Genomic DNA, 25,257 nt, shown 5'->3' with positions numbered 1-25,257 from the left:
ACGTCGGCCACGACACCCGGGTCACCCTCGATACCCTGCACGCCCTGGCGCGGCGGGCGGTGACCATCTATCCCGATCTGGCGTCGGCGCGGCTGGTGCGCAGCTGGGCGGCGCTGAGGATCATGACGCCGGACGGCTGCCCCGTCTACGAGGCCTCGCAGCGCTATCCCGGGGCCTACAACCTGAGCTGCCACAGCGGCATCACCCTGGCCGCCTTTCACGCCGATGAGCTGGCCGCAGCGCTGGACGATGATCGGCTCACCGAGCGCTATCCGCTCTTCTCGGGAGGACGCTTCGATGCTCAAGCGGCATGAAAGGGCCACGGCCACACCCGAGGTCACCATCACCATCGACGGCGCACCATACCAGGTGCCCTCGACGCTTAGCGTGGCGGCCGCGGTGCTGATGCACCAGGGCGCTGCTGGCTACCGCCGCCACGCCGCCGGTGGCCATCGCGCGCCGCTGTGCATGATGGGGGTGTGCCACGACTGCCTGATTACCATCGACGATGCCCCCAATCGGCAGGGCTGTCTGGTCACGGTGGAGCAGGGCATGCGGGTACGCCGTCAGCTCGACGAAGAGACAGCGACGGCTTCCCGGTTGGACACCACCAACCATGCCAGTGGTGACGACCTAAGGGGGCGCGACGATGCAGACCTGTGAGCCGAAGGAAACCGACGTCACCGACGCCACCGACGGCAGCAAGGACCGCGCCCGAGTGGTGGTGCTCGGCGCCGGCCCTGCCGGCATGGCGGCGGCCCTGAGACTGGCCGAGGCCGGCCTGCGCGCGCTGGTACTGGATCAGGCCAGGGCGCCGGGCGGGCAGATCTATCGCGATCTCGACCAGCCCCAGCTCGACGCCGCCGTTATGGGCAAGGACTACCATCGCGGTCGGGCCCTGGTCGGCGCCTTCCTGGATGCCGCCAGGCGGGGCGAGATCGACTATCGCCCGGGCACGCGGGTGTGGTGGATCGAGGCGCTGGGCGATGCCCTGAACGACGCCCTGAACGACGCCCATCGGCTAGGCGTGCGGGGGCACGATGGCATCAGCCGGGAACTGGTTGCGGAGCGTCTGATCATCGCCACCGGTGCCATGGAGCGGGGCTGGCCCTTCCCCGGCTGGCAGCTACCTGGGGTGATGCAAGCCGGCGCCGCCCAGATCCTGATGAAGCAGGGCGCGCTGCTGACCGAGGGGCCGCCGGTGCTGGCGGGCAACGGGCCACTGCTGTACCTGCTGGCCTGGCAGTACCTCAACGCCGGCTGCCCGCCCCGGATGATCCTCGATACGGCGCCGAACCTGGGACTGGCGCGGACCCTGCGTCACCCGCTCAGGGCCTGGCGGGCTCGCGGCTACCTCGCCAAGGGCGCGCGCATGCTGGCGGCGTTGAGGCGCGCTGGGGTGCCGATCGTGCGTGGCGTCCAGTCGCTGGCTGCCGAGGGTGACCAGCGCTTGACCGGGGTGCGCTATCGCCGGCGTGGCGACAGCGACGAGCACAAGTTCAAGACCGATTGGCTGTTGACCCATATGGGGGTGGTGCCCGAGCCGCAGCTCCCCCAAGGGCTGGGCATCGAGCACCGTTGGCAGGAGGCGCAGCAGGCGTTCGTGCCCGATCGTCGCGACGACCTGTCGGTGCGCCCGGGGGTGTGGCTGGCCGGTGACGGCGGTGGCATCGGCGGCGCTGTGAACGCCGAACGCGAAGGGCGACTGGCGGCGCTGGCCGTGCTGAACGACCTGATGGCTGACCCGCTGGACACGACAGCCGATGCAAAAGGCGCCGCGGCGCCGATACCAGACGCCGATAACCGCCGGGCGGTCGCCAGGGAAAGCGCCGCGCTGAGGCGTCGACGCCGCCAGGATCTGTCCGGTCGACGTCTGCTGGATGCGTTGTTCACCCCACCGGCGGACTGGGTCGAGCGACAGCCCGGCGAGACCCTGATCTGTCGCTGCGAAGGGGTGAGCCGGGCCCAGCTCAAGGCAGCGCTGGGAGCGGGGCCTGCCGGGCCCAACCAGCTCAAGGCCTTCACCCGCTGTGGCATGGGCCCCTGCCAGGGACGGCTATGCGGCACCAATGTGTCGCGGTTGATGGCCCGCGAGCAGGGCCGCGACATGGACGAGGTCGGCTACTACCGCATTCGCCCACCGTTGACCTCCATCACTTTGGGCGAGCTGGCACTGGCGCCCTCCGATCACCTGACCACACAATCACAATAGAGCGAGAAACGACCATGAAAATTAACGCTTTGCTGTCTGCCTCTTTTGGCCTGGCGATGGCCCTTGCTGGCGCCAGCGCCGCTGTTGCCACCACCGCCCAGGCCGATGATCGCCCGCTGCGCATCGGTGTCGACGTGCCCTATCCGCCGTACCAGGAAAAGCTGCCCGACGGCAGCCTGACCGGCTTCGAGGTCGAGCTGGTCGAGGCCGCCTGCGAGCGCATGCAGCGCCAGTGCGAGTGGGTCGAGCAGGGCTGGGACGGCATCATTCCGGGGCTGCTGGCGCGCAAGTACGACCTGATCGCCTCGGCCATGAACATCACCGAGGAACGCGCGAAACAGGTGCTGTTCTCCGATCCCTACTATCAGGTGCCCTCGGTGTGGGTCGGTCAGGCCGACGCAGAGATCGATCCCGAAGGCGACCTGTCGGAGATGACCATCGGTGTGCAGCAAGGCACCATCCAGGACGAGTACGTGACCACCTACCACGGCGAGGCGGACATTCGTCGCTATTCGGACTCCGGCGGCGTGGTCAACGACATGTTTACCGGCCGGCTGGACCTGGTCTTTACCGCCTTCCCGTTGGCCCAGGAGCGGCTGTTCAGTGATGAGCGCTTTGCGCGCAAGGGCGAGCTGGTGACCGGCCCCGAGTCGATCTACGGGCCCGGCGTCGGCGCCGCCTTCCGCCAGCGCGATCGGGAACTGGCCGTCGCGTTCAGCGAGGCCATCCAGGGGCTCAAGGACGACGGCGACTACCAGGCGCTGTGGGCCCGCTACTTCGAGAAATAGCACCGGCGGAGTCGACCTCCCGCGGGGGGAAGACGAGAGGCGTGAAAGCCCGCTATGCGACGAGCCCACCATGCGACGAGCCCTCCATCGGAGGGCTCGTTGGTGTCGGGGGTTCGGCCATTTACGCCGTCGGCGGCACGGTGCAATAGGCGGCTAGGCGCTGTCCGAAAAGTCGACGAGCGAAGGTTAGACAAGGCAAAAATCGGTGAGAAAGCGCAGTTTACGTGGTGTAAATGAGCATTTTGATCCGATTTTTAACGCCGTATTACCGAGCGCAGGCACTTTTCAGACAAGCCCTAGGGCGTCACCGGTAGCGCTGCGTAGGCCACCATCTCGACCAGCATCTCTTCCCGGGCGAAGCCAGAGACGATCACCGCCGCGCGGTTGGGGTAGGGCTCGCTGACGTACTCGGCGTAGACCCGGTTGACCGTGGCAAGGTCCTCGCGTCGGGTCACGTAGATCAATACCTGAGTCAGCGATTCAACGCCGCCACCGGCGCAGGTGAGGGTGTGTACCAGATTGTCCAGCGTCTGGCGGGTCTGGGCCTCGATGCCGCCGTCGACCACCTCGCCGCTCTTGTCGATGGGGATCTGGGCGGTGAACAGGATGCCGTTGCCGACGCTGGCCCAGGACAGTGGGGCGCGGGAGGCGAACAGCTCGGTCTTGACCGGGTGAACCATGGGGTATCCTCGAACGTTGGAAGTCGGGGGTAGTAGGGCAAAGTAGAGTGCCAAGGGGTGAGGGTTGTGTGTCAGTCGTTGTCGTGGGTGCCGGCGCCGGCGCCGCTGCGAGAGGCCTCGGTAGACTCCACCAGCAGCCGGGTGGCCAGCGCCTTGAGCTGCGCCCACAGGCCGTCGTCGACCTCGATGCCTTGCTGCATGGCACGCTCGCGGCAAGCCAGCAGGTCGGACTCCTGGTGACGGGCCAGCAGGTCGAGCTGATACTCGGAGCGCAGCGACGGCAGCAGGTCCACGTGGTTGGCCATGATCAGCGTCACCCCGTCGTTGGGTTCGTTTTCCTCGGGCACCTCGTGCACCGCGTAGACGCGGATCTCCGGCACCGAACTTCCCGCACGAAAGCCCACCACCTGCTCGATCAGCGGGGTGGCTGCCGCCTGCTCTGCGCCAGCGGTCCGGGCCTCACCGTCAGGCGCCTGGGCATTGCGCCAGAAGGCGGTGACGTTCATCCCGCGCCCGGCCAGCCGCGCCAGGTAGCCCATGATCAACTGGCGGTTGTGGCAGTGGCGGATCTTGATCACCGCAAGGCCTCGCGCCCGGGCCTTGGCAAAGCCCAGCTCCAGTGCCAGGGTCGAGCTCTTGAGCACGCTGGCGCCGTGGCTGTCGAGCACCGCCAGGTCGCCGTCCGAGTAGACGAGTTCCGGGGGGCGCTCGCCCTGATCCGCGAGCAGAAAGTCGAGGCCTCGTCCCAGCGCCGCCAGTCCACCGAGCTCGTAGAGCTGCATCCAGGCCACCATGTCGGCGGCGTCGCTGGCGTCTCCGTCCTCGAAGCCCATGGCCTGGAAGGCCTTGCGGCAGAGTCCCTGGAGTTCGTTGTAAGACACCTTCATGAGTTGGCTCCGGCGTGCTGGCGGGGTTGGGCATCGGCTTCCTTGAGCGTGCCGGCGGCGTCCTGGTCGGGCTCCAGCGGGAAGCTCCAGTCGTCGAAGTCGATCAGGTCGCTGGGCTCGGCGTTGAGCTCCTCGACCAATGGTGCGCCCTGGAACAGGGTGATGCGCACCCAGCGATCGGACTTGGGATCGAAGCGACTGGCGCCGAAGAACGACAGCTTGGTGCGAAGCAGGTGCATTGGCTTCATCTCGCGGGCCCACAGGTTGGCGCGGATCTCGCCGAAGGGCGTCTCGGCCATGCTCTGGATGCGCCGGATGATGTCCTTGTGACGCGGGTGGTGAATCAGGAACTCCACCACCAGGGCGCGCGGATGGGCGCTGAGGAAGTCGTCGATGACCCCATGGGTATCGGCCACCCGAGGCGCGATGGCGAGCTTCAGTTCACGGTCGGCGCCGGGTTCGACGTCGCGCACGCCCAGGCGCGGCTCCTCCTTCTCGACCGATCGATACCAGAACCAGTAGCGCTCCTCGGGGTCGCCGAAGTCATGACGCAGGGCCCAGTCGTAGTGGGTCTCGATCAACTGCTTGAGTCTGACCAGCGGCATGTCCGGGGTCAGCTCCAGGCCCTCCTCGACCCCCATCTGGTCCTCGAAGGGATCGACGATCTCCGGGTAGAGCTCAAGCAGCAGGGTGTGGATCAGCTCCTGGGCTTCCAGGCTCAGGGTCTGGCGGCTCCAGTCGATCAACTCCTGCCACAGCTCCTCGGCCAGTGGTACCTGCTCGAGCCAGGCGCGCACCGCCGGCAGGGCGCTGGCGGTCTCGCGGTTGCGCGCGCTCTGCTCGCTATCCTCGGTCACGGTCTGGGCCAGGTGGCGCTCGGCCCGGGCGACAAGCGCCACCAGGCGCTGTCGCTCCGGTTCACCAGGGACCTGACCACTGACCTGGGCCAGCGCCTTCTCGCGGCTCTCGACCCAGCGCTGGATCAGCTGCGGGTGGTTGATCAGAAAGGGCGCCATGCCCAGTCCGGTGGAATTGCCGATGCCCAGATAGCGGCGCAGCGGCGCTGCCATGGCGACGGCGCTGCCCGGCGCCCGGGCACGGGCCATATGCTCGATCTGCTCGATGGAGAAGTGGCGCAGCAGGTAGACCGCCAGCATCTGGGCCGAGAAGGGACGCTGGAAGTCCGGGTTGTGCTTCAGCCGATCGAAGTCGGCGATGCCGAACTTGCCGTTTCCGTAGACCGCGGTGGTGCGATACAGATAGCCGACCCGGGTCAGCCAGGCCGGGTCGGGCTGGCGCCCGGCGCACAGCGCGTCGAGAAAGGCGGCGAAGTTTCTGAGGCTGCGGTTGGCCCGGGACAGCACCAGCAGACGTGGATGCTGGCGCCCGGCCTCCTGCAGCGGCACATTGGCGGCCATCTGTTCGAGCAGGGAGTCGTCCACGTCACCTTCGACCACGCCGAAGGTGACGTCCCAGGCCTCGGCGATGACCCGGTCGGAGCGGGCGGCGTCGTCCAGTGGCTGGGAAAAGATCACCCCATGGTAGCGGGCCTGGGGCGTCTGCAGACGATAGATGGCGACACCGTGGCCTTCGGCGTCGAGCTCGAAGCGGGTGGTGCTGATCTGCCAGCGCTGGCGCGCCATCTGGCGCACCAGGCTACGCACGAAGCTCAGCCGGCTGGCGTGCAGGCTGCCCAGGCGATCGAGCTGCATCACCTCGTCGGGCGCGCGCAGACGCAGGCGCTGCTCGACGTCGGAAAGGCGGCTGGCGAGGTCTTCGCGTCTCATCTCAGGCCTCCCCTGTAGCGCTGGCTTTGTGGCTGGTGATGCCCTGGGCGCGGGCCATGGCGAGGGCGGCCTGGGGGCCGGTCCACAGCGACGGCAGCAGCACCAGCGACACCGGGATGGCGGTCAGCACGATGAACTGCTGCAGGGCGCTGATCTGCCCCGCGCCCATGTACAGGAGGATAGCCGCCATCAGCGCCATGGCGATGCCCCAGAAGGCACGAACCAGAGGGCTCGGCTCGTCGTGGCCGGCACCGACCACGGCGATGGCGTAGCTCATGGAGTCACCGGTGGTGGCGACGAAGATGGTGGTCAACACCAGGATCGCCACCGCCATGACGGTACCGCCGGGCAGCGCCTGGGCCACGGTCAGCGTAGCCACGTCGAACTGGAAGTTGTTGAGCGCCTCGGTCAGGTCGATGGCTCCGGTCATCTGGTAGAAGATGCCGGAACCGCCCAGCAGGGTGAACCAGATGGCCGTGGCCACCGGTGCCAGCACCGCCACGGTGAGCACCATCTGGCGAATCGTGCGGCCCCTGGAGATGCGCGCGACGAAGATCGCCATCAGCGGGCCGTAGCCGATGAACCAGGCGAAGAAGAACACCGTCCACCACTGCATCCACCAGTCCGGCGCACTCTGGGCGGTCATCGTCGACATGGCGAAGAACGACGTCAGGTACTCGCCGAAGCCCTGGGTGAAGGCGTTGACCATGAACAGCGTCGGCCCGAACAGGAAGATCACCGCGGCGATGGCGAGCGCCAGGAAGACGTTGAAGCGCGACAGGATCTGGATGCCCTTGTCGATGCCGGTAACCGCCGAGGTGACGTAGACCGCGCCGAGGCCGATCAGGATGATCAACTGGGTCATGTAGGTGTTGGCCACGCCGAACAGCTCATGCAGACCGAAGCTGACCTGGGTGGCAAGAAAGCCGATGGGCCCGACGGTACCGGCCACCACCGCAATCACGCACAGGGCGTCGACCACGCCGCCCAGCGGGCCCTTCATCAGCCGCTCGCCGAGTACCGGATAGAGCAGGGTGCGCGGCTGCAAGGGCTGGCCCTTGTCATAGTGGGCGTGGGACAGCACCACCGCGGTCAGGCTGCCGAGCACCGCCCAGGCCAGAAAGCCCCAGTGCATGAACGACTGGGCCAGGGCCGGGGCGATGGCGGAGTCGCTGCCGGCCTCGATGGCCGCGCTGCCGGCAAAGGCCGGCGGCGTGACCACGAAGTGGTAGATCGGCTCGCCGGCGGCGAAGAACACCCCGCCCCCTGCCAGCAGGGTGCACATGATGATCGACACCCACTTGAAGGTGGACAGTTCCGGCGTGCGGGTGTTGCCGATGCGTGCACTCGCCGCCGGGGTGGCGATCAGCCCCATGGCGATAAAGAAGGTCAGCAGCAAGAGGATCTGGAAGTAGCTGCCGAGCGCCTTGGCGGTCCAGGCGAAGCCCGTGCCGATGGCCCCCGCGACGCCGTCGATGTCGTACAGCGACAGGCCAACGAACAGCAGGATGAAACCGATACTGAGACAGAGCACGACGGGGTCGCCCAGGCGATACTGGCCGGCGGGCAAGTCCCCGGTGGCTGGCGCCGAGCGATCGGCGGGTGACGAGGTGCCGGTGGTGGAGGTGGTCATGGCATGAACCTCTGGCGTGCGGCACCGTCGGGGCGGTGCCTGTTATGGTGATTGATGGCCGCAGGCATTCGGTTGTTGTTGAAATCTGGGATGCCGGCGGGTCGGTGGCTGACGGATGGCTGGTCCAGGGTTGGTCGAGGGCTGGTCGAGGACTGGTCGGGGGCTGTTCCGAGTGCCGCCTCAGGCGACCTTGGCGATCCCCTGAGGCGTGGCGGCGCGCTCCAGCAGCGCCACCCAGTTGCGGCCCATGATGCCGGCCACTTCGTCCTCGTTCATGCCGACGTCGCGCAGGCCCTGTATCAGGTTGGGGAAGTCGCGACTGTCCTTGAGCCAGGCCAGTGGCCGCGGCCAGCCGGCGTTGGTGGCGCTGCCCTCGCCGTAGTCCATGTCCTTGGACCAGCGGCCGTTGCGCATCCAGTCGAGCACCGAGGTGGGCTGGTTCTGACACAGGTCGGTGCCGATGCCCAGGTGTTCGACCCCCATCAGGTCGGCGGTGCGGGCGATCATCTCGCAGTACTCGGCAAGGGTGCAGTCCGGGCCGTTGCGCAGGTGGAAGGGGTAGGCCGAGAAGCCCAGCAGGCCGTTGCACTCGGCGATGGCCCTGAGTACCCGGTCGGACTTGTTGCGCTTGGCCGGGTGGAAGCTCTCGGGGTTGGCGTGGGAGATGATCACAGGACGGCTCGACAGCTCGATGGCCTCGAGGGTCGAGCGCTCAGCGCTGTGGGACATGTCGATGACCATGCCGACCCGGTTCATCTCGCGAATCACCTGGCGCCCGAAGCGGGTGATACCGCTGTCTTCTGCCTCGTAGCAGCCGCAGGCCAGCAGGCTCTGGTTGTTGTAGGTGAGCTGCATGATCAAGAGGCCGAGATCGCGCATCACCTCGACCATGTCGATATCGTCCTCGATGGGCGAGCAGTTCTGGGCGCCGAGAAAGACCCCGATGCGCCCGCTGGCCTGGGCCCTGGCGATATCGCCGGGCCCGCGCACCGGCATGATCAGGTCCGCATGGGCCTCGAAGCGGCGGTTCCACTCGCCCAGGCGCGACAGCGTCTCGCGGGTGGTCTCGTGGTAGACCAGGGTGGCGTGGACGGCGTCCAGGCCGCCCTCGCGCATCTGCTCGAAGATCTCCCGCGACCAGTTGGAGTACTGCAGGCCGTCGACGGTCAGCATTTCTCGGGACATGACGTCTCTCCTCAGGCCTTGACGTAGCAGGTCTTGACCACGGTGTAGAACTCGCGGGCGTAGCGGCCCTGCTCGCGGGGGCCGAAGCTCGACGCCTTGCGGCCGCCGAAGGGCACGTGGTAGTCGGTGCCCGCAGTGGGCAGGTTGACCATCACGCAGCCGGTCTCGGCGCGGGCCTTGAACTCGCTGGCAAGCTTCAGCGAGTCGGTGATGATGCCGGCGGTCAGGCCGAAGTGGGTGTCGTTGAGCACCTCGATGGCCTCGTTGGCGTCGGCGACCTTGATCACGCAGGCGATCGGGCCGAACACCTCCTCGCGATTGATGGCCATGTCGTTGGTGGTATCCACCAGAAGCGCCGGTGCCATGAAGTAGCCGTCGCTTGCCGCGCTGACGCGCTCGCCGCCGAACACCAGCCGGGCGCCGTCGGCCTGGGCGCGCTCGACCCATGCCAGGTTGGAGGCAAGCTGGCGGGCGTCGGCCGCCGGGCCGATGTGCACGCCGTCTTCCAGGGCGGGGCCGACACGTACCTGCTTCAGGCGCTCGATCAGTCGCTCGACGAAGGCGTCGTGGACCTTCTCGGTGACGATCAAGCGCGACGAGGCGGTGCACTTCTGGCCGGTGCCGGAGTAGGCGCCGTTGAAGGCGGCCTCCACGGCGAGGTCGAGATCGGCGTCGTCGGCCACGATCAGCGCGTTCTTCGAGCCCATCTCGAGCTGGCACTTGACCAGGTTGGCGGCGGTGGCGCCGGCCACCCGGCGACCGACCTCAAGCGACCCGGTAAAGGTCAGGGCGTTGATCTCGGGACTCGAGATCAGGGCGTCGCCGACGCTCGAGCCCGGCCCCATGATCAGGTTAAAGGTGCCGGCGGGCAGCGCCTGGCGGCTGAGGATCTCGGTCAGCGCCCAGGCGCTGCCCGGGACCAGGTTGGCCGGCTTGAACACGACGGCATTGCCGAAGGCCAGCGCCGGGGCGATCTTCCACACCGCGGTGGCCATGGGGAAGTTCCAGGGGCTGATGACGCCGACCACCCCCACCGGCTCACGGCGGACTTCCACCTCCACGCCGGGGCGCACCGACTCGGCGCGCTCGTCGATCTGGCGCAGCACCTCGGCGGCGTAGTAGTGGAAGAACTGGGCGGAGCGGTGGACCTCGCCGACGGCCTCGGCCAGGGTCTTGCCCTCTTCACGGGCCAGCAGCTCGCCGAGCTCGGCCTTGCGCGCCATCAGCTCGTCGCCCACCGCCATCAGCACGCCGTAGCGCTGCTCCAGGCCGCTTTTGGCCCATTCGCGGCCGCCCCGGCGGGCGGCGGCGATGGCGTCCTTGACCTGCTCGGTCGAAGCCTGGGCGTAGACGCCGATCAGGTCGCTGGTATCCGACGGGCTGCGGTTCTCGATCTGGTCGACGCCGTCGATCCACTGGCCGTCGATAAAGAGTGGGTAGGCTGACTGCTGAGACATGATGACCTCCTGTGACGAATGCGACACAGCCTAGGAGAGCCATCAAAATAAAGATAATCAATAATAACGAGCATATGATAAGTAAGACTTACCGCCTGTCTGTGTGACGGCCTGTGTGACGGCCCGTGTGAGGAAATGCCATGCTCCCCGACCTCAAGATCCAGCCGCTGCGCTACGTGTTGGCCATCGTCGACCACGGCGGCTTTCATGCCGCCGCGCGCCAGCTTCACCGCAGCCAGCCGGCGGTGTCGATGGCGGTGCGCGAGCTGGAAGCGCGCCTTGGCGAGGCGCTGTTCGAGAAGGGTGCCCAGGCGAGCCTCACCCCCTTCGGCGAGTACTGCGTGCCGCGCTTTCGCGAGCTGATCCTCCAGCATGATCGCCTGAGCCGCGACCTGCTCGCCCAGGTCGAGCGTCAGGCGGGGCATCTGGACATGGCAGCGGTACCGTCGGTGGCCAGCCGCCTGATGCCGAGCTTGCTGTCGGAGTTCGTCGAGCGCTATCCGGGCATCCGCGTGGCGCTGCACGACGGCAACGCCGACTTCGTGCGCGAGCAGGTGCTGGGGGGGGAGGTGGATATCGGGCTATCCAGCCTGTGGCAGCCTGATGACGCCCTGGCGTTTACCCCACTGCTGCGCGACAAGGTGGGGGTGGTATGTCGCGATGACCATCCCTTCGCCGGGCGCGAGAGCCTGCACTGGCGCGAGCTTGCCGGCGAGACCCTGATCGGCAACGGTACCTCGCGGCTGCTCGAGGGCACCGAGGCCGAGGCGCTGCTGGCGAGTCCCACCTTCTTTATCTCCAACATGATCTCGCTGACCGCCAGCCTGGTGGCGGGGCTCGGCATCACCACCCTGCCGCGACTGGCGTTTGCCGAGGAGTACGAGCGGCTGAGGTTCGTTCCGCTGGAGTGCCCGGTGGTAGAGCGCCAGGTGGGCCTGGTGCGCCTGGCCGGTCGCAGCCTGTCGCCGGCCGCGGCTGCCATGGCGACCTTTATCGTCGAGCGCCTGGAAGAGGGGCAGGGGGAGGATGGCCATGCGCCGAGCAGCCAATAGCCGTTCAGCCAATAGCCGATAACGCCAGGCGGGCTCGCCGTCCGTCAGCCGTTGCGGTCGAGTTCGCCGGCGTCCATGCCGTTGCGTCGCCGGACCTCGAGCAGCAGGGCGCTGTGGTCGAGGTCGGCACCACCTGCGTTGACCAGATCGCCGAACAGGCGGTCGGTCAACTCAAGCAGCGGCAAGTCGAGGCCGAGTTCCCGGGCGACGTCGCAGGCCGCGCGGGTGTCCTTCAGCTGATGCCTTGCCGGGCCGCCGGGCGCGAAGTCGCCGTCCAGCATGCGTTGGCCATGCTGGTCGAGAATCCGCGAGTAGGCGAAGCCCCCCAGCATGGCCTGGCGCACCTTGGCGGGGTCGGCGCCGCCGGCTTCGGCCAGCACCAGGGCTTCCGACACCGCCGCGATGGTGCTGGCCACCGTCAACTGATTGACCAGCTTGGCCAGGGCGCCGCTGCCTGCCGGGCCAATATGCAGGGGATGCCCCATGGCCTCGAGAATGGGCTTTGCCCTGTCGTAATCGGCGGCGTCTGCTCCGGCCATGATCGAAAGAGATCCTTCGCGCGCGCCCTTTTCGCCGCCGGAGACCGGGGCGTCCACCCAGCCAAGGCCAAGCTCGCGACAGCGTTCGGCCAAGGCGATTGCTTCACTGTGGCCAATGGTCGACATCACGATGAGCAGGGTACCGGGAGACAACTGACGGGCGATGCCGTCGTCGCCGAACAGCAGCGTCTCGCATACCGCGCCCGAACTTACCATCATCACCACCGCCTGGGCGTTTGCCGCTGCCTCGATGGGTGTCTCGGCCAGAGTGGCGCCAAGTTCGCCCAGCGGGGCTGCCTTGTCGATGCTGCGATTCCAGGCACGCAGGGGGAAGCCTGCACGGATCAGATGACGGCCCATGGGCAGGCCCATGATACCGGTGCCCAGCAGGGCGATGGTGGCAGGAGAGGTCATACGGACGGCTCGTTGTAGATTAGAAAGTAGGTAACAGCCTAACCTCTTCCGCCCGGTGCCTCCACGCTCAGTCGACCTGCCGCCACCACTGTACCGGCCAGCCGCGCTCGCGGGCGGTGGCGTCAAGCGTCGGGTCCGGGTTGATGGCGAAGGGACGGTCGACGAATTCCAGCAGGGGCAGGTCGTTACGCGAGTCGGAGTAGCCGAAGCTCTCCACCGGAGTGTGTTCGGCCAGCCACTCGCACAGCGCCTCGAGCTTGCCGCCCTGGAAGGTGCGGATGCCCTCGGCCTTGCCGGTGTAGCGCCTGCGCGAGTCGAGTTCGAGGGCGGTGGCCAGCGCCTGATCGGCGCCGAGACGCTCGGCCAGCGGGCCGACCACGTGGATCGGCGAGGCCGAGATGATCACCACCCGATGGCCCTGGTCACGGTGCCAGGCCAGGCGTTCGTGGCCCTGGGGGAAGAGCCGGGGCACCACCTCGGCCTCGAGGAAGGCGTCGACCTGTTGCCTGACGTCGGCCTCGCTGCGGCCGGCCAGCGGCGTCAGCAACAGCGCCAGATGGGCTTCCATGTCGAGCGTCCCGGCGGCGTAGGCGGCCATATGCTCGGCGAAGGCGGCGCGGTAGGCGTCGCCGTCCTCGATCCAGCCGAGATCGATCAGCCACTGGCTCCATAGTCCGGTGATGTCGCCGTCGAGCAGGGTGTCGTCGAGATCGAACAGGGCCAGGGTCATGGGCGCGTCGGGGGCCTTGGCGGCGTCGCCGTGGCAGGCGTCAGTGGTCATGGTGACAGGGCTCGTCAGGTCGTTCATGCATCCAGCTCCTGGACCTCGTCGAGATCGACGTGGATCGTCACCTCGCAGCCGGCGGGCAGCAGGCTGCGAGCGGAGCGATTGAGGGTATCGACGGCGAGGCTGGTGCCATCGCAGTCGATGTCGTAGCGCACGATGTTACCGAGCAGGCGATGTCGACGCACACGACCGCTGACGCCCGGTCCCACCCGCGCCGGCCGCTCGCCACCCAAAGGGCGGCCCTGCACGCTGAGATAGAGCGCCTCGGGGCGCAGCGCGACACGCCCGGCCTGGCTGCGAAAGCCCAGCAGTGGCGCGGCCTCGACGGCGTCGAGCAGACAGTAGTGGCCCATGAAGCCGGCGGCGTTTTCGTCCCGGGGCCGGGTGTAGAGCACCTCGGCGGTGTCCTTTTGCAGGATCCGCCCCTGGTGCATCAGGAACACCCGGTCGGACATCAACATGGCCTCTTCCTGGTCATGGGTCACGAACAGGGTGGTCAGGCCGAGGGTCTTCTGAATCTCGCGGATCTGGTCGCGCAGATGTCGACGAATGCGGGCGTCCAGCGCCGACAGCGGCTCGTCCATCAGCAGTACCTTGGGTTCCACCACCAGCGAGCGTGCCAGTGCCACCCGCTGGCATTGCCCGCCCGACAGCTGGTGGGGAAACTTGTGCGCCTGGTCCTGCATCTCGACCAGGCGCAGCACCTCGTCTACCCGGCGCGCGCGCTCGTCACCGGGGACCTTCTGCATGCGCAGGCCGAAGGCGACGTTGTCGGCGACCTTGAGGTTGGGAAACAGCGCATAGTGCTGAAACACCATGCCGACCCCGCGCCGCTGGGGCGGCAGGCGGGTGATCTCGTCACCGCCGATGTGGATGCTGCCGGCGTCCAGCGAGGTCAGCCCAGCGATGGCCCGCAGCAGGGTCGACTTGCCGCAGCCGGACGGCCCCAGCAGGGTGATGAACTCGCCATGCGCGATATCGGCGTCGATGTCGGCGAACACCGAGGTCTCGCCGAAGCGCTTGGCCAGCCCCCTCAGCGAGACCGCGTTGCCGCTTTCCTGGTGGCCTGGCGCTGACGGGGCCGTGGTCTGGACCGAGGACGGAATAGTGGACGGGACCGTGGACGGGGCGGCGCGCTGGGTGGCAGGTGTGGTGGCAGCCATCATCGTGTGGCCTCCGTGATGGTGTGCTCGGCCTGGCGATTGCCCAGCCAGGTCAGGATCAGGGTAAAGGCGAACAGGGTGATCACCAGGGCGCTGGTGAAGTGACCGCTGGCGCCGCGCATATTGTTGAGGTAGACCTGCAGCGTCTCGAAGCGGGTGCCCACCAGCATGTTGGCGAAGACGAATTCGCCGACCAGGAACGAAAACGACAGGAAGATGGCGATCTGCACCCCGCCACGCAGGTTGGGCAGGATGACCAGAAAGAAGGCTTTAAGCGGCCCGGCACCCAGCAGCTGGGCGGCGTCCATCAGGCTTTGCACGTCCACCGCACGCAGGCTGTTGGCAATGGCGCGGTACATGAACGGCAGCACGATGGTGAAGTAGGTGGGAATCAGGATCCAGGGGGTGCCCACCAGCGGCAGCGGGCCGCCAGCGTAGAGCTTGAGTAGCCCCACCGAGGACACCACCGGGGGCACCGCGAAGGGCATCAGGATCAGGGTGTTCATCCAGCGGTCAAGCCACGGATAGCGGGTGTGGGCCAGCAGGGCCACCGGCATCACCAGCACCAGCGACAGCGCCAGGGCCCCCACGGCGACGGCCAGCGACCGGGCGAAGGCGGCCACAAAGCGCGGGGTGGTCCATAGCTCCACGAACCAGGCCAGGGTCAGACCATCGGGGACCAGAGTTGCGCCCCAGCGGGTGGCCAGGGCGTAACCCAGGGTCGCCACCAGCGGCAGGGCCAGCACCGCGAAGACGCTGCCGACGATCCAGGCGTAGGGATTGAAGGTCGCCGACAGCGACGCTGCGGTTGGCCCCTGGTGAGCCGGCAGGGTTTCAGCGTGAGCCATGCTGTACACTCCTTCTCAACAGCCACTGCTGGACCAGGGTGACCAGCACCAGCAGCAGCACCAGGATCAGCGCCAGGGCGCTTGCCAGATTGGGCTCGAGGAACAGGTCGCCGGCCACCAGGTTGGCGATACGAATGGTCATCAGGTTGTAGCTGGTGTTGACCAGCGCGTAGACGGTGGCGTAGGCGCCCATGGCGTTGGCGAACAGTACCGTGAAGGTGCCGGCCAGGGCCGGCCACAGCACCGGCAGGCCGATGCGCTGCCAGTAGGCGATGCGCCCGGCGCCGAGCAGGCTGGCGGCATCACGCCATTCGGCCTTGAGGCCGGCGAAGGCCGGGAACAGCAGCAGGATGCCCAGCGGAATCTGGAACCAGGTGTAGATGACGATCAGCCCGCCGGTGGAGTAAAGACGCACGTCCTCGATGATGCCGAGTCGTTGAAGCGCCAGTGTCAGCACGCCGTTGGCCCCCAGCAGGATGATGAAGGCGAAGGCCAGCGGCACGCCGGCAAAGTTGGAGGTCATGTTGGTGAAGGCGATCATCGCTCGCCTCAGGCGTCCGCCGGAACGCACCAGGGCGTGGCAGGTCAGGGTGGCGATGACCAGGCCGATGGCGCTGGATACCAGCGAGATGGTCAGACTCTTCCAGATCGCCTGGCGGAAGAACGCCGATTGGGCGATCTCCTGAAAGTGGCCAAGGCCCCAGTCGCCGTTGACGTTGAAGGCGCTGATCGCGACCCAGGCCATCGGCGCCAGCTGGAAGGCGGTGAATATCACGGCGAAAGGCACAAGCCACAGCCAGGCCGGTAGGGGCGCCTTCACGATCCGGCCTCCTCGTTGCAGGTGGCGTTCGCGGTGGATGCGACGCTGGCAGTGTTGGTCGCGGCCAGCAGCTCGGGATGCCAGGGCTTGTCGTGGGAGAGCCCGAGGACGCTTGCCAGGGTGCCGCACAGGTGGGTCTGGCGGATGACCCGTCCGGCGGGGTCGGCAAAGGCATCGCCGAACAGCCACAGCGGCACCCGGCGTTCTTCTTCCAGCAGGCCCGAGTGGGAGCGATCGGCGTTCATGCCATGGTCGGCGGTGATCATCACCTGGCAGCCGTCGGCCAGCCAGCGTGGCAGGTAGTCGGCCAGGGCGATGTCGGCGTGGCGGGCGGCGTTTCTGTACTGGGGCGAGTCGCCGCCGTGACGGTGGCCGGTGTCGTCGATGTTCATGCTGTGAACCAGCAGGAAGTCCGGCGCGTGGCGTTGCCTCAGGGCCTCGGCGTCGCTGAACAGGTGATCATCCGGATAGTGGTCCTGCCAGTAGAAGATGCCGGCCTGGATGGCCGCCGCCGGGTCGTCGAGGAAGCGGTCGCGGGTGCGCTCGAAGGGTGCCTTGACGTAGAGCTCACTGACCCAGTGATAGGCCGCCGCTGCGGTGGCAAGGCCCTGGCCGCGGGCCAGGTCGAACAGGCTGGTGCCGTGGGAACGGCGCACGATGTCGTTGTGCACTACCCCGGAGTCCACCGGGCGATCACCGGTCAGCAGGCACTCGTAGAGCGGCCGAGACATGGCCGGCAGCTCGCAGTCGAGGTGGGTGGTGTAGCCGCGGCCGGCCTCCACCAGGGCGCTCAAGTGGCCCATGGCGTGATGGCCGACGGCGTGATTGAGGCCGTCCAGCACCACCAGTATGACGGGTCTGGTCATGATGACTCCCGGCCGCGCGGCAATACAGGGCGCGGCACTGTCGCGAAATGGCGTGGAATGCGCTGAAGACAGGCCTCGTGGGCACTGTCTTCAGCGGTCGATCGTTGTAGCGGGGCTGTCCTCAGCGCTTGATCACTGCTGGTGGATCAGCACCTCGGACTGCCACTGGCGCGGCAGCACCTTGGCGCTCTGTTCCCAGGCGGCAAAGTCCTGGATCGGACGGGCGCTGGCGTACTGCTCGTTGGGCAGCAGCTTGGCGGCGATATCGTCGGGCAGGGTCAGGTGCTCGGCGCGGATCGGGCGAGCGTAGCCCTCGGCCAGGTTGAACTGGCCTTCATCGGACAGGATGTACTCACGGGCCAGCTTGGCGGCGTTGGGGTGCTGGGCGTGGGTGTTGATGATGGTGGCGTAGCCGGAGGTCACCGAAGCGTCCGAGGGGATTACCACCTCGAAGGCGTCACGGTCGATCTGGTCGCGGTAGTTCAAGGCGTTGAAGTCCCACAGCAGGGCCACTTCCACTTCGCCCTTCTCCAGGTTGGCGATGGACACGTCGGCCAGCGACAGTCGGCCCTGCTCGGCCAGTTCGGCGAACAGCTCGAGGCCCGGGGCCAGGTTGCCCTCGTCGCCATCGGCGGCGTAGGCGGCGGCGAGTACCGCATTGTTGGCCTGGGAAGCCTGGCCCACGGCGCCCACTGATACCGAGTAGTCACCCTCGCGCAGGTCGGCGAAGGAACTCGGGCGCTGGTCCTCTTCCACCAGGTTCTTGTTGATCATCAGCGCAATGGTGCCGGTGTAGCCGAGCATCCAATGGCCATCTTCGTCCTTGGCCCAGTCGGGGATCTCGTCCCAGGTGGTGGGCTTGTAGGGCTGGGTCACCCCCTGCTGCACCGCGATCGGTCCGAAGGCGAAGCCGACATCGCCGATATCGGCGGTGGCGTTCTCGCCCTCGGCCTTGAACTTGGCGACTTCCTCGGCGGAGCTCATGTCGGTATCGGTGTGCGCCAGGCCGTAGACGCTTTCCAGGTCGGCCCAGGTGTCCTTCCAGTTGGCCCAGGTGTCGGGCATGCCGACGCTGTCGACGCGGCCTTCCTGCTTGGCGGCCTCGATCAGTGACTCAAGCTCGGCGGTGTTTGCCTGGGCGGCGGTGGACAGCAGGCCAGCGCAGGCCAGGGCGGTCAGGGTCGGGTAACGCAGAGAAGTGACGATCACGAGAGGGTCTCCGGGTCAGGGGCGTGAAGTCGACGGAAACCGATGCGCCTTTCTGGTCTAGATCAGTTTCCGCTGACGATCACCCTAAGGAGCTAGCGTGACAGCCTCGTGTCAGTTGCGTGGCAGTCTCGTCTCAGTTCATATGTGCCAGGTGGAGGAAGAAAAACCCGACTCGTTCGAGCACTGTCATCGCGTTGTCACCGGCTTGCCACTAGACTGCTGAAACTACGTTGAACCTTCTTTGGTCTATACCAGAAAGCTGGACGCCGCCGGAAGCCGCTCGGCGACGATCCTGGTCAGAGCTTCGAGAGTCCGCCTTGCCTACTGTCCCTGACGACACCTCGCACGACGCCTCACCCGCCCATCGCCTGCGTGAGCGTCTTGCGCCCTTGCTGAGCCTGGCCTCGACACGGGGCGATCGCCGTCTGCCCAGCGAGCGAGACATGATGGCGCGCCTCCAGACCACCCGCATCACCCTGCGCGAGGCACTCAATGAGCTGGAGGCGGAGGGCTGCGTGTATCGCGAGAATCGGCGCGGCTGGTTCGTGTCGCCGCCACGGCTTCGCTACGACCTGCTGGCCTGCCTGCCGTTTCACGAGATGGTGCGATCCCAGCAGCGCAGCGCCCGAACCCTGTTGCTCAGTGCCGAGGAAGTGATCGCGCCCGTCACGGTTGCCCGCCGGCTGGGACTCGCCGAAGGCGAGCGCGTCTACCGCATCTGTCGTGCCCGGCTGGTGGATGAGCGCCGGGTGCTCTACGTGGAACACCATCTGTTGCCGCGCTGCTTTCCCGCCATCCTGGAGTTCGATCTGGCGCGGGAATCGCTGACAGAGCTATACCGCCGCGAGTACGGCATCCGGGTCGGGCGGGTCAGCTACGAGCTCGGCACCTGTGTACTTTCCAGCGACGCCGCCGGCGCGCTCAACGCGGTACGCGGCAGCCCCGCCCAGCGCATCACCCGCATCAACCACGACCAGAACGGCCGTGCCATCGACTGCGACGACGAGTACTGGCGCCACGACGCCATCGAGCTGACGCTGTCTGCCGCGCCTCAGGGCGGCTGAGGTGCGAGATCGAGGGACTTCGAGCTGGGGGGAGTGCTAGACCGCGGGAGGACGCTCTTCCAGCAGGTGCCACAGGGGGGCTGCCACCGCTGTCTCGTCACGATGGCGATAGCAAGCCACTTCCAGATAGGGGCCGCCGAGGATTTCCTGCAAGGAAATCAGCTTGCCGCTCTCGAGGTCTTCCTCGATCAATCCGTGGGGCAGCCAGCCGATGCCGAGACCGGCCAGGGCGAGTTGGCGAATGCCGATGGTGAAGGCGGTCTCGCAGACCAGCTCGATCTCGTAGTGGCGTTGGGCATCGAGCAGGTAAGGCGTCGCCAGGGCCTGGCCAAGAAAGCTGTCCGGATCGTAGCCGATCAAGGGCAGTCGTTGACCTTCCTCGAGTTCGTGCATGAGACCACCGTGATGATCCGACGCACACACCGGCAACAGCCGTTCGACGCCCAGTGACAGCCGCTCGACGCTATCGCTGCCACTGAACAGGGGAGCCCCTTCCAGCTCTGAACACAGCAACAGGTCGGCCTTGCCTTGCTCGAAGTCGTGGATGCACTGGCTGCGGTCGGATGAGGTGATCTGCAGTCCCACCTCAGGCGCGTGATGACGCAGGTGGCGCAATAGACGCGGCAGGTAGCTGACGGTCAGGGTGTGCTGGGTGGTCAGAATGGCCCTGGGCCCCTGGCGGGCATCGCTTCTGAGACGACTGCGCATGGCGTAAAGGCGTGCCAGCCACTCTCGCAATTGGGGCTCGTACGCCCGCGCGTGGGCGGTCAACTCCAGGCGCGAGGCGCTGCGATCGATCAGCGCCACCCCCAGCCACTCTTCCAGCTGGCGGATACGGCGCGAGAATGCCGGCTGGGTGACGTGGCGCCGTTCGGCCGCCTGGGAAAAGGTGCCCGCTTCGATAAGCTCGAGAAAATCCTCTATCCATTCGATCTTCATTGGTGTTTTGGTCTGCCTTGGTGGGGAGCGGCCGGGGCTAAGCAGTGGCTATGCAAAAATTTAACAGCTGGCGAGCAACTTGGCATTGGTCTCATGTTCCAGGCGAGGCTTAACTTGGAAGCGATCGCTCGAGGGCAGGCCTTCAGGCCTGCTGTGTCTTTCGACGTAGGTCGTCAAGAGAGCACGCCAATGCCAACAATGACTCGCCTGGAGGCCCGTATGCACCTGTCCCGTTTTCCCCGTGTCCGTCTCGGCCATATGCCCACTCCGCTGGAGCCCATGGACAACCTGAGCAAGCTGCTCGGCGGTCCGCGCCTGTGGATCAAACGCGACGACTGCACCGGCCTGTCCACCGGGGGCAACAAGACCCGCAAGCTGGAATTCCTGATGGCCGACGCCCTGGAACAGGGCGCCGACACCATCATTACCCAGGGCGCCACCCAGTCCAACCACGCCCGCCAGACCGTGGCCGCCGCCTGCAAGCTGGGGCTCGAGTGCCACATTCTGCTGGAAGACCGTACCGGCAGCGAGGACTCCAACTACAACTACAACGGCAACGTCTTCCTTGATCAGCTCCACGGCGCCAGCGTCGAGAAGCGCCCGGGCGGTGCCGACATGGCCGCCGAGATGGAAGGCCTGGCCGATCGTCTGAAGAGTGAAGGCAAGAAGCCCTACATCATCCCTGGCGGTGGCTCCAACGAGATCGGTGCTCTGGGCTACGTCAATGCCGCCCTGGAACTGCTGGCCCAGGCCAACGACATGGGGCTGCGCATCGATCATCTGGTCCACGCCACCGGCAGCGCCGGTACCCAGGCGGGCCTGGTCACCGGCCTCAGCGCCTGCAACGCCGGCATCCCGGTGCTCGGCATCGGCGTTCGTGCGCCGAAGGACAAGCAGGAAGCCAACGTCTTTGCCCTGGCCCAGAAGACCGAAGCCAAGCTCGGCCTGTCCGGCGTCGTCAGCCGCGACCAGGTGGTCGCCAACTGCGACTACGTGGGTGAGGGCTACGGTGTGCCCACCGACAGCATGATCGAGGCGGTCACCCTGCTGGCCCGTCACGAAGGCATCCTTCTGGACCCGGTGTACTCCGGCAAGGGCATGGCGGGGCTGATCGACCTGATCCGCAAGGGCCACTTCAAGCAGGACGAGAACGTCGTCTTCCTGCACACCGGCGGCGCCGTTGCGCTGTTCGGCTATCCCGATGCCTTCGGTTTCCCTGACTACAAGGGATAAGCCCAGGACGCTTCAGGGCAGGCGCCCGCTGAGTTCGGGCGCCCTCGACGACGTTATTCGGAGACAACAATGACCATTCGTCATCTCAAGAAGGCGGAGGCCGCCGCTGGCGTTGCCGCCGAAGACCAGCGCGTGACGGAAGCGGTGCGTGGCATGCTCGAGGATATTCGTGCCCGCGGCGAGGCGGCCGTGCGCGAATACGCCGAGAAGTTTGACGGTTGGACCGGCGACTTTGTGTTGAGCGACGACAAGCGACGTCAGTTGATCGACAGCGTGCCCCAGTCGGTCAAGGACGACATCGACTTCGCCCACCGCCAGATCCGCCGTTTTGCCGAGGCCCAGCGTGACAGCCTGACCTCCTTCGAGATCGAGACCGAAGAGGGCGTGCTGCTCGGTCAGCGTGTGCTGCCGGTACACAGCGCCGGCTGCTATGTGCCGGGCGGCCGCTACGCTCACGCCGCCTCGGCGCTGATGAGCGTGGCCACAGCCAAGGCCGCCGGTGTCGAACACGTGGTGGCCTGTTCGCCGCCCCGGGGCGACAGCATCAACCCGGCGGTGGCCTACGCCATGCATGTGGCCGGCGCTGACATGATCCTCGAGATGGGCGGCGTCCACGCCATGGCCAGCATGGCCTTTGGCCTGTTCGGCGGGCGCGAGGCCGATATCCTGGTCGGTCCCGGCAACGCCTACGTGGCCGAAGCCAAGCGCCTGCTGTTCGGTGAAGTGGGTATCGATGTGTTTGCCGGCCCCACCGAGTCGGCGATCATCGCCGACGAGTCCGCCGACCCGATGACCATCGCCGTCGACCTGGTGTCCCAGGCCGAGCACGGCCCGAATTCACCGGTGTGGCTGTTCAGCACAAGCGAAGCGATCGCCCGCGAAGTGATGGAGATTCTGCCGAAAGTCGCTGACGACATGCCTAACGCTGATATCGTTCACGCTGCCTGGCGCGACTTCGGTGAGGTCATCGTGGGCGACAGCCGCGAGGAGATCGTCGCGATCAGCGATCAGTACGCCTGCGAGCACCTGCAGGTGCTGTGCGAGGATCTGGACTGGTGGAAGCAGCATCTGAGCAACTATGGCTCGCTGTTTCTGGGTGAGGGCAGCACCGTCACCCACGGTGACAAGTGCTCCGGTACCAACCATATCCTGCCGACCAAGCGCGCCGGGCGTTACTCCGGTGGACTCAATGTCCACAAGTTCATGAAGGTGCTGACCACCCAGCAGTTGAGCGTCGAGGCCAATCTGACCTTCAGCGCCGTGGGATCCCGGATTTCCCGTACCGAGGGCATGGAAGGCCACGCCCGGGCCTGTGACTGGCGCCTGGCCAAGTACTTCCCCGAGCAGGAATGGGATTTCCCTGTTCACCGTCAGGCTCGTTACTGAGTCGCCAGCGGAGGAGCCAGCCATGCGCCGTTTTGCCAAATCCTTCACCCAGCAGGAAGCCATCTCTGACGACGCCATCGCCTCGGCGGTGGCCGTGCTCCAGAGCGGTCGCCTGCATCGCTACAACCTGGCCGAAGGCGAGGCCGGTGAGACCGCCCTGCTGGAGTCCGAGTTCGCCGCGAGCCTGGGTGTCGACTACGCACTGGCCTGCGCCTCCGGCGGTTATGCGTTGCAGCTGGCGCTGCGCGCCTGCGGACTCGAGGCCGGCGACAAGGTGCTGTGCAACGCCTTCACCCTGTCGCCGGTGCCCGGCAGTATCGTCGCGGCGGGTGGCGAGGCGGTACTGGTGGACATCCTGGACGATACCACCGTCGATCCCGACGACCTGGATCGCGCCGCTCGCGAGAGCGGTGCCGGCTTCTTTGTGCTGTCGCACATGCGCGGCCATATCGGCGACATGGACGCCATCGTCGCGGTGTGCGAGTCCCACGGCATCGTGCTGATCGAAGACTGTGCCCACACCATGGGGGCGGCCTACGATGGCCGACCCAGCGGCACCTTCGGCAAGGCAGGCTGCTTCAGTACCCAGACCTACAAGCACATCAATTCCGGAGAGGGCGGGCTTCTGGCCACCGCCGATGCCGAGGTCATGCGGCGTGCGGTGATCCTGTCCGGCTCCTACATGCTGTTCGATCGGCACCTGGCCGCACCCGCGCCGGAGAGCTTCGCCGAGACGCGCCTGATGACACCCAACATGAGTGGCCGCATGGACAATCTGCGGGCGGCCATCCTGCGTCCTCAGCTGGCCGAGATGGAGCACCGCAAGACGCGCTGGAATTCGCTGTATCGGCGCATGGAGCAGCGTCTTGGCGATATCGCCGAGGTGTGCCTGATTGACCGGCCCGCCAGGGAGGACTTCGTCGGCAGCTCCATCCAGTTCCGCCTGCCGGCGCTGGGCGCTGACACCATTGCGCGCTTTGTCGAGGGCTGCGAGGCCCGCGGCATTCCGCTGAAGTGGTATGGCAAACCCTTGCCGGAGGACTACACCAGCCGCTACGACAGCTGGGGTTATCTGGCCGGCACACGTGCGCTGCCGATCGCCGACAGAGTACTCGCCACCCTGTGTGATCTGCGCCTGCCGCTGACCTTCGATCAAGCAGACTGCGACGACATCGTCGCGCTGATGAGCGCCGCCATGGATGAGGCGGTGCAGCCCCCCGAGGCAACACCCGACAAGGCGCTCGGCTCTCGCTGAGCCACGTCTGACGACGCAATAACAAGACATCCGGAGTGACAATAATGTTCAAGAAGACTCTACTTACCGCCGCCATCGTCATGGCAGCCACTGCCACCGCCGCAGAGGCCAAGACCTTCAAGGTCGGCATGGGCGATCCCATGGACTCCGACCAGGGGGCCCTGGCCCAGCGCTTCGAGGAGTTGGTCGAATCGCTGTCCGACGGCGAGATGCAGGTCGAGTTGTTCCCCGGCGGCCAGCTCGGTTCCGAGACCGGCATGATCCAGGACACCCGCATTGGCAAGCTGGACTTTGCGCTGGTCGGTGTCGGCAACCTGACGCCCTACGCAGCGCGTCTGGGCGCCTTGACCATGCCCTATGCCCTGCGTAGCCACGCCGATGCGGTCAAGGCCACCACCGGCCCCCTGGCCGATCGGTGGAACACCATCGCCGAGGAAGAGGCCGGTGTGCACATCGTCAGCTGGCTGTACTCCAACTTCCGTCACCTGACCAACTCCCAGCGGCCGGTGACGACCCTCGCCGACGTCGAGGGACTCAAGGTTCGCGTGCCGCAGAACGAGATCATGCTGGCCAGCTACGAGGCCTGGGGCGCCAGCCCCATCAGCATGTCCTGGCCGGAGGTCTTCACCGGCCTGCAGCAGGGCGTGATCGATGGCCAGGACAACCCCTACATCGTCAACAGCACCATGAAGTTTCACGAGGTGCAGGACCACCTCACCGAACTTCACGCCCAGTACTCGCTGCAGCCCATCGTGATGGGGGTGCGCAGCTACGAGCGTCTGTCCGACGAGGAGCGAGCGATCATCGATCGCGCCGGCCTGGAGGCGCAGCTGTACGCGCTGCAGTTCCAGCTGACCAAGGCCTCCGAGGCGCGCGCTGCCATGGAAGCCGAAGGGGTCGAGGTGGCCACCCTGGAAGATGAGGATGAATGGATCCGCATCGCCCAGGAAGAGGTGTGGCCGCAGTTCTACGAGGACATCGGTGGCCAGGAAGCCTTCGAGGAAATGCAGGCGGCGCTCGGTCACTGATCGTTGTCGCCGCGGGGGGGGGGGG

At 66.7% G+C, this 25,257-nt stretch carries 24 protein-coding genes; 10 read left to right on the top strand and 14 right to left on the bottom strand.

Features of this window, described 5'->3' with window-relative positions:
* The 4 genes from RBB39_RS21360 to RBB39_RS21345 form a co-directional block, all read left to right on the top strand.
* Positions 1–314: FAD-dependent oxidoreductase (locus RBB39_RS21360; protein WP_306169391.1), on the top strand; the 314-nt coding region annotated here is incomplete at its 5' end.
* Entirely contained in the window at positions 298–663 is a 366-nt protein-coding gene (locus RBB39_RS21355; protein WP_222569669.1) for a (2Fe-2S)-binding protein, read from the top strand. The genes RBB39_RS21360 and RBB39_RS21355, both read left to right, overlap by 17 nt.
* The gene (locus tag RBB39_RS21350) at positions 650–2,212 is read left to right on the top strand and encodes an FAD-dependent oxidoreductase (protein WP_306169390.1); all 1,563 of its coding nucleotides are present in this window, start codon (positions 650–652) and stop codon (positions 2,210–2,212) included. The genes RBB39_RS21355 and RBB39_RS21350 overlap by 14 nt, the downstream gene beginning before the upstream one ends.
* 14 nt (positions 2,213–2,226) lie before the next feature.
* Positions 2,227–3,000: a transporter substrate-binding domain-containing protein gene (locus tag RBB39_RS21345; RefSeq protein WP_253029299.1), complete on the top strand. Its 774-nt coding sequence runs from the start codon at positions 2,227–2,229 to the stop codon at positions 2,998–3,000.
* A gap of 296 nt (positions 3,001–3,296) precedes the next feature.
* Here RBB39_RS21345 and RBB39_RS21340 read toward each other — a convergent pair whose 3' ends face one another.
* From RBB39_RS21340 to RBB39_RS21315, 6 genes are all read right to left on the bottom strand, one after another.
* Positions 3,297–3,680, bottom strand: a complete 384-nt coding sequence (locus RBB39_RS21340; protein ID WP_045993664.1) for a RidA family protein — start codon at positions 3,678–3,680, stop codon at positions 3,297–3,299.
* Positions 3,681–3,751: 71 nt separating this feature from the next.
* On the bottom strand, positions 3,752–4,567 hold the full coding sequence (locus RBB39_RS21335; protein WP_045993663.1) for a DUF3726 domain-containing protein: 816 nt from the start codon (positions 4,565–4,567) through the stop codon (positions 3,752–3,754).
* On the bottom strand, positions 4,564–6,354 hold the full coding sequence (locus RBB39_RS21330; RefSeq protein WP_045993662.1) for a hypothetical protein: 1,791 nt from the start codon (positions 6,352–6,354) through the stop codon (positions 4,564–4,566). The genes RBB39_RS21335 and RBB39_RS21330 overlap by 4 nt, the downstream gene beginning before the upstream one ends.
* A gap of 1 nt (position 6,355) precedes the next feature.
* Positions 6,356–7,987 (bottom strand): BCCT family transporter, encoded by a 1,632-nt coding sequence (locus tag RBB39_RS21325; protein ID WP_253029298.1) that lies wholly within the window; start codon positions 7,985–7,987, stop codon positions 6,356–6,358.
* Positions 7,988–8,167: 180 nt separating this feature from the next.
* Positions 8,168–9,172: a dipeptidase gene (locus tag RBB39_RS21320; RefSeq protein WP_204248966.1), complete on the bottom strand. Its 1,005-nt coding sequence runs from the start codon at positions 9,170–9,172 to the stop codon at positions 8,168–8,170.
* Positions 9,173–9,183: 11 nt separating this feature from the next.
* Positions 9,184–10,629: an aldehyde dehydrogenase family protein gene (locus RBB39_RS21315; protein WP_253029297.1), complete on the bottom strand. Its 1,446-nt coding sequence runs from the start codon at positions 10,627–10,629 to the stop codon at positions 9,184–9,186.
* Between the two features lie 140 nt (positions 10,630–10,769).
* On the opposite strand from RBB39_RS21315, the gene RBB39_RS21310 reads away from it, so the two are divergent.
* On the top strand, positions 10,770–11,681 hold the full coding sequence (locus RBB39_RS21310) for a LysR family transcriptional regulator (protein WP_045993660.1): 912 nt from the start codon (positions 10,770–10,772) through the stop codon (positions 11,679–11,681).
* Positions 11,682–11,725: 44 nt separating this feature from the next.
* On the opposite strand, the gene RBB39_RS21305 is transcribed toward RBB39_RS21310, so the two are convergent.
* The 7 genes from RBB39_RS21305 to RBB39_RS21275 form a co-directional block, all read right to left on the bottom strand.
* Positions 11,726–12,634, bottom strand: coding sequence for an NAD(P)-dependent oxidoreductase (locus tag RBB39_RS21305; protein WP_045993659.1), 909 nt, complete (start codon positions 12,632–12,634; stop codon positions 11,726–11,728).
* 67 nt (positions 12,635–12,701) lie between these two features.
* Positions 12,702–13,442, bottom strand: coding sequence for an HAD family phosphatase (locus RBB39_RS21300; protein WP_083970502.1), 741 nt, complete (start codon positions 13,440–13,442; stop codon positions 12,702–12,704).
* Positions 13,439–14,587 carry an ABC transporter ATP-binding protein gene (locus RBB39_RS21295; protein ID WP_204248965.1) on the bottom strand — a complete coding sequence of 383 codons (1,149 nt, stop codon included), beginning with the start codon at positions 14,585–14,587 and terminating at the stop codon, positions 13,439–13,441. The genes RBB39_RS21300 and RBB39_RS21295 overlap by 4 nt, the downstream gene beginning before the upstream one ends.
* Entirely contained in the window at positions 14,584–15,432 is an 849-nt protein-coding gene (locus tag RBB39_RS21290) for an ABC transporter permease (RefSeq protein WP_083970501.1), read from the bottom strand. The genes RBB39_RS21295 and RBB39_RS21290 overlap by 4 nt, the downstream gene beginning before the upstream one ends.
* On the bottom strand, positions 15,419–16,252 hold the full coding sequence (locus RBB39_RS21285; RefSeq protein WP_052704427.1) for an ABC transporter permease subunit: 834 nt from the start codon (positions 16,250–16,252) through the stop codon (positions 15,419–15,421). The genes RBB39_RS21290 and RBB39_RS21285 overlap by 14 nt, the downstream gene beginning before the upstream one ends.
* Entirely contained in the window at positions 16,249–17,118 is an 870-nt protein-coding gene (locus tag RBB39_RS21280) for an alkaline phosphatase family protein (RefSeq protein ID WP_083970500.1), read from the bottom strand. The genes RBB39_RS21285 and RBB39_RS21280 overlap by 4 nt, the downstream gene beginning before the upstream one ends.
* Positions 17,119–17,250: 132 nt before the next feature.
* A complete protein-coding gene (locus RBB39_RS21275; protein ID WP_239452577.1) occupies positions 17,251–18,327 on the bottom strand; it encodes an ABC transporter substrate-binding protein in 1,077 nt (358 codons plus the stop codon).
* Between the two features lie 317 nt (positions 18,328–18,644).
* On the opposite strand from RBB39_RS21275, the gene RBB39_RS21270 reads away from it, so the two are divergent.
* Positions 18,645–19,391 carry a UTRA domain-containing protein gene (locus RBB39_RS21270; protein ID WP_045993658.1) on the top strand — a complete coding sequence of 249 codons (747 nt, stop codon included), beginning with the start codon at positions 18,645–18,647 and terminating at the stop codon, positions 19,389–19,391.
* A 36-nt stretch (positions 19,392–19,427) separates the two neighbouring features.
* Here RBB39_RS21270 and RBB39_RS21265 read toward each other — a convergent pair whose 3' ends face one another.
* Entirely contained in the window at positions 19,428–20,330 is a 903-nt protein-coding gene (locus RBB39_RS21265; protein WP_045993657.1) for a LysR family transcriptional regulator, read from the bottom strand.
* Between the two features lie 219 nt (positions 20,331–20,549).
* Between RBB39_RS21265 and RBB39_RS21260 the strand changes: the two genes are divergently transcribed.
* The 4 genes from RBB39_RS21260 to RBB39_RS21245 all read left to right on the top strand — a co-directional run bounded on the left by RBB39_RS21260 (position 20,550) and on the right by RBB39_RS21245 (position 25,232).
* Entirely contained in the window at positions 20,550–21,563 is a 1,014-nt protein-coding gene (locus tag RBB39_RS21260; RefSeq protein ID WP_045993656.1) for a D-cysteine desulfhydrase, read from the top strand.
* 69 nt (positions 21,564–21,632) lie between these two features.
* Positions 21,633–22,949 (top strand): histidinol dehydrogenase, encoded by a 1,317-nt coding sequence (gene hisD / locus RBB39_RS21255; RefSeq protein ID WP_185696483.1) that lies wholly within the window; start codon positions 21,633–21,635, stop codon positions 22,947–22,949.
* A 22-nt stretch (positions 22,950–22,971) separates the two neighbouring features.
* Positions 22,972–24,204, top strand: a complete 1,233-nt coding sequence (locus tag RBB39_RS21250; protein WP_045993655.1) for a DegT/DnrJ/EryC1/StrS aminotransferase family protein — start codon at positions 22,972–22,974, stop codon at positions 24,202–24,204.
* A gap of 44 nt (positions 24,205–24,248) precedes the next feature.
* Positions 24,249–25,232, top strand: coding sequence for a TRAP transporter substrate-binding protein (locus RBB39_RS21245; RefSeq protein ID WP_052704426.1), 984 nt, complete (start codon positions 24,249–24,251; stop codon positions 25,230–25,232).
* Positions 25,233–25,257 lie beyond the last annotated feature (25 nt).

It is taken from the genome of Halomonas sp. MMSF_3323 (genome assembly GCF_030733595.1).
Taxonomy (GTDB): domain Bacteria; phylum Pseudomonadota; class Gammaproteobacteria; order Pseudomonadales; family Halomonadaceae; genus Halomonas; species Halomonas litopenaei.
This window is presented reverse-complemented; position numbering and strand designations above follow the sequence as displayed.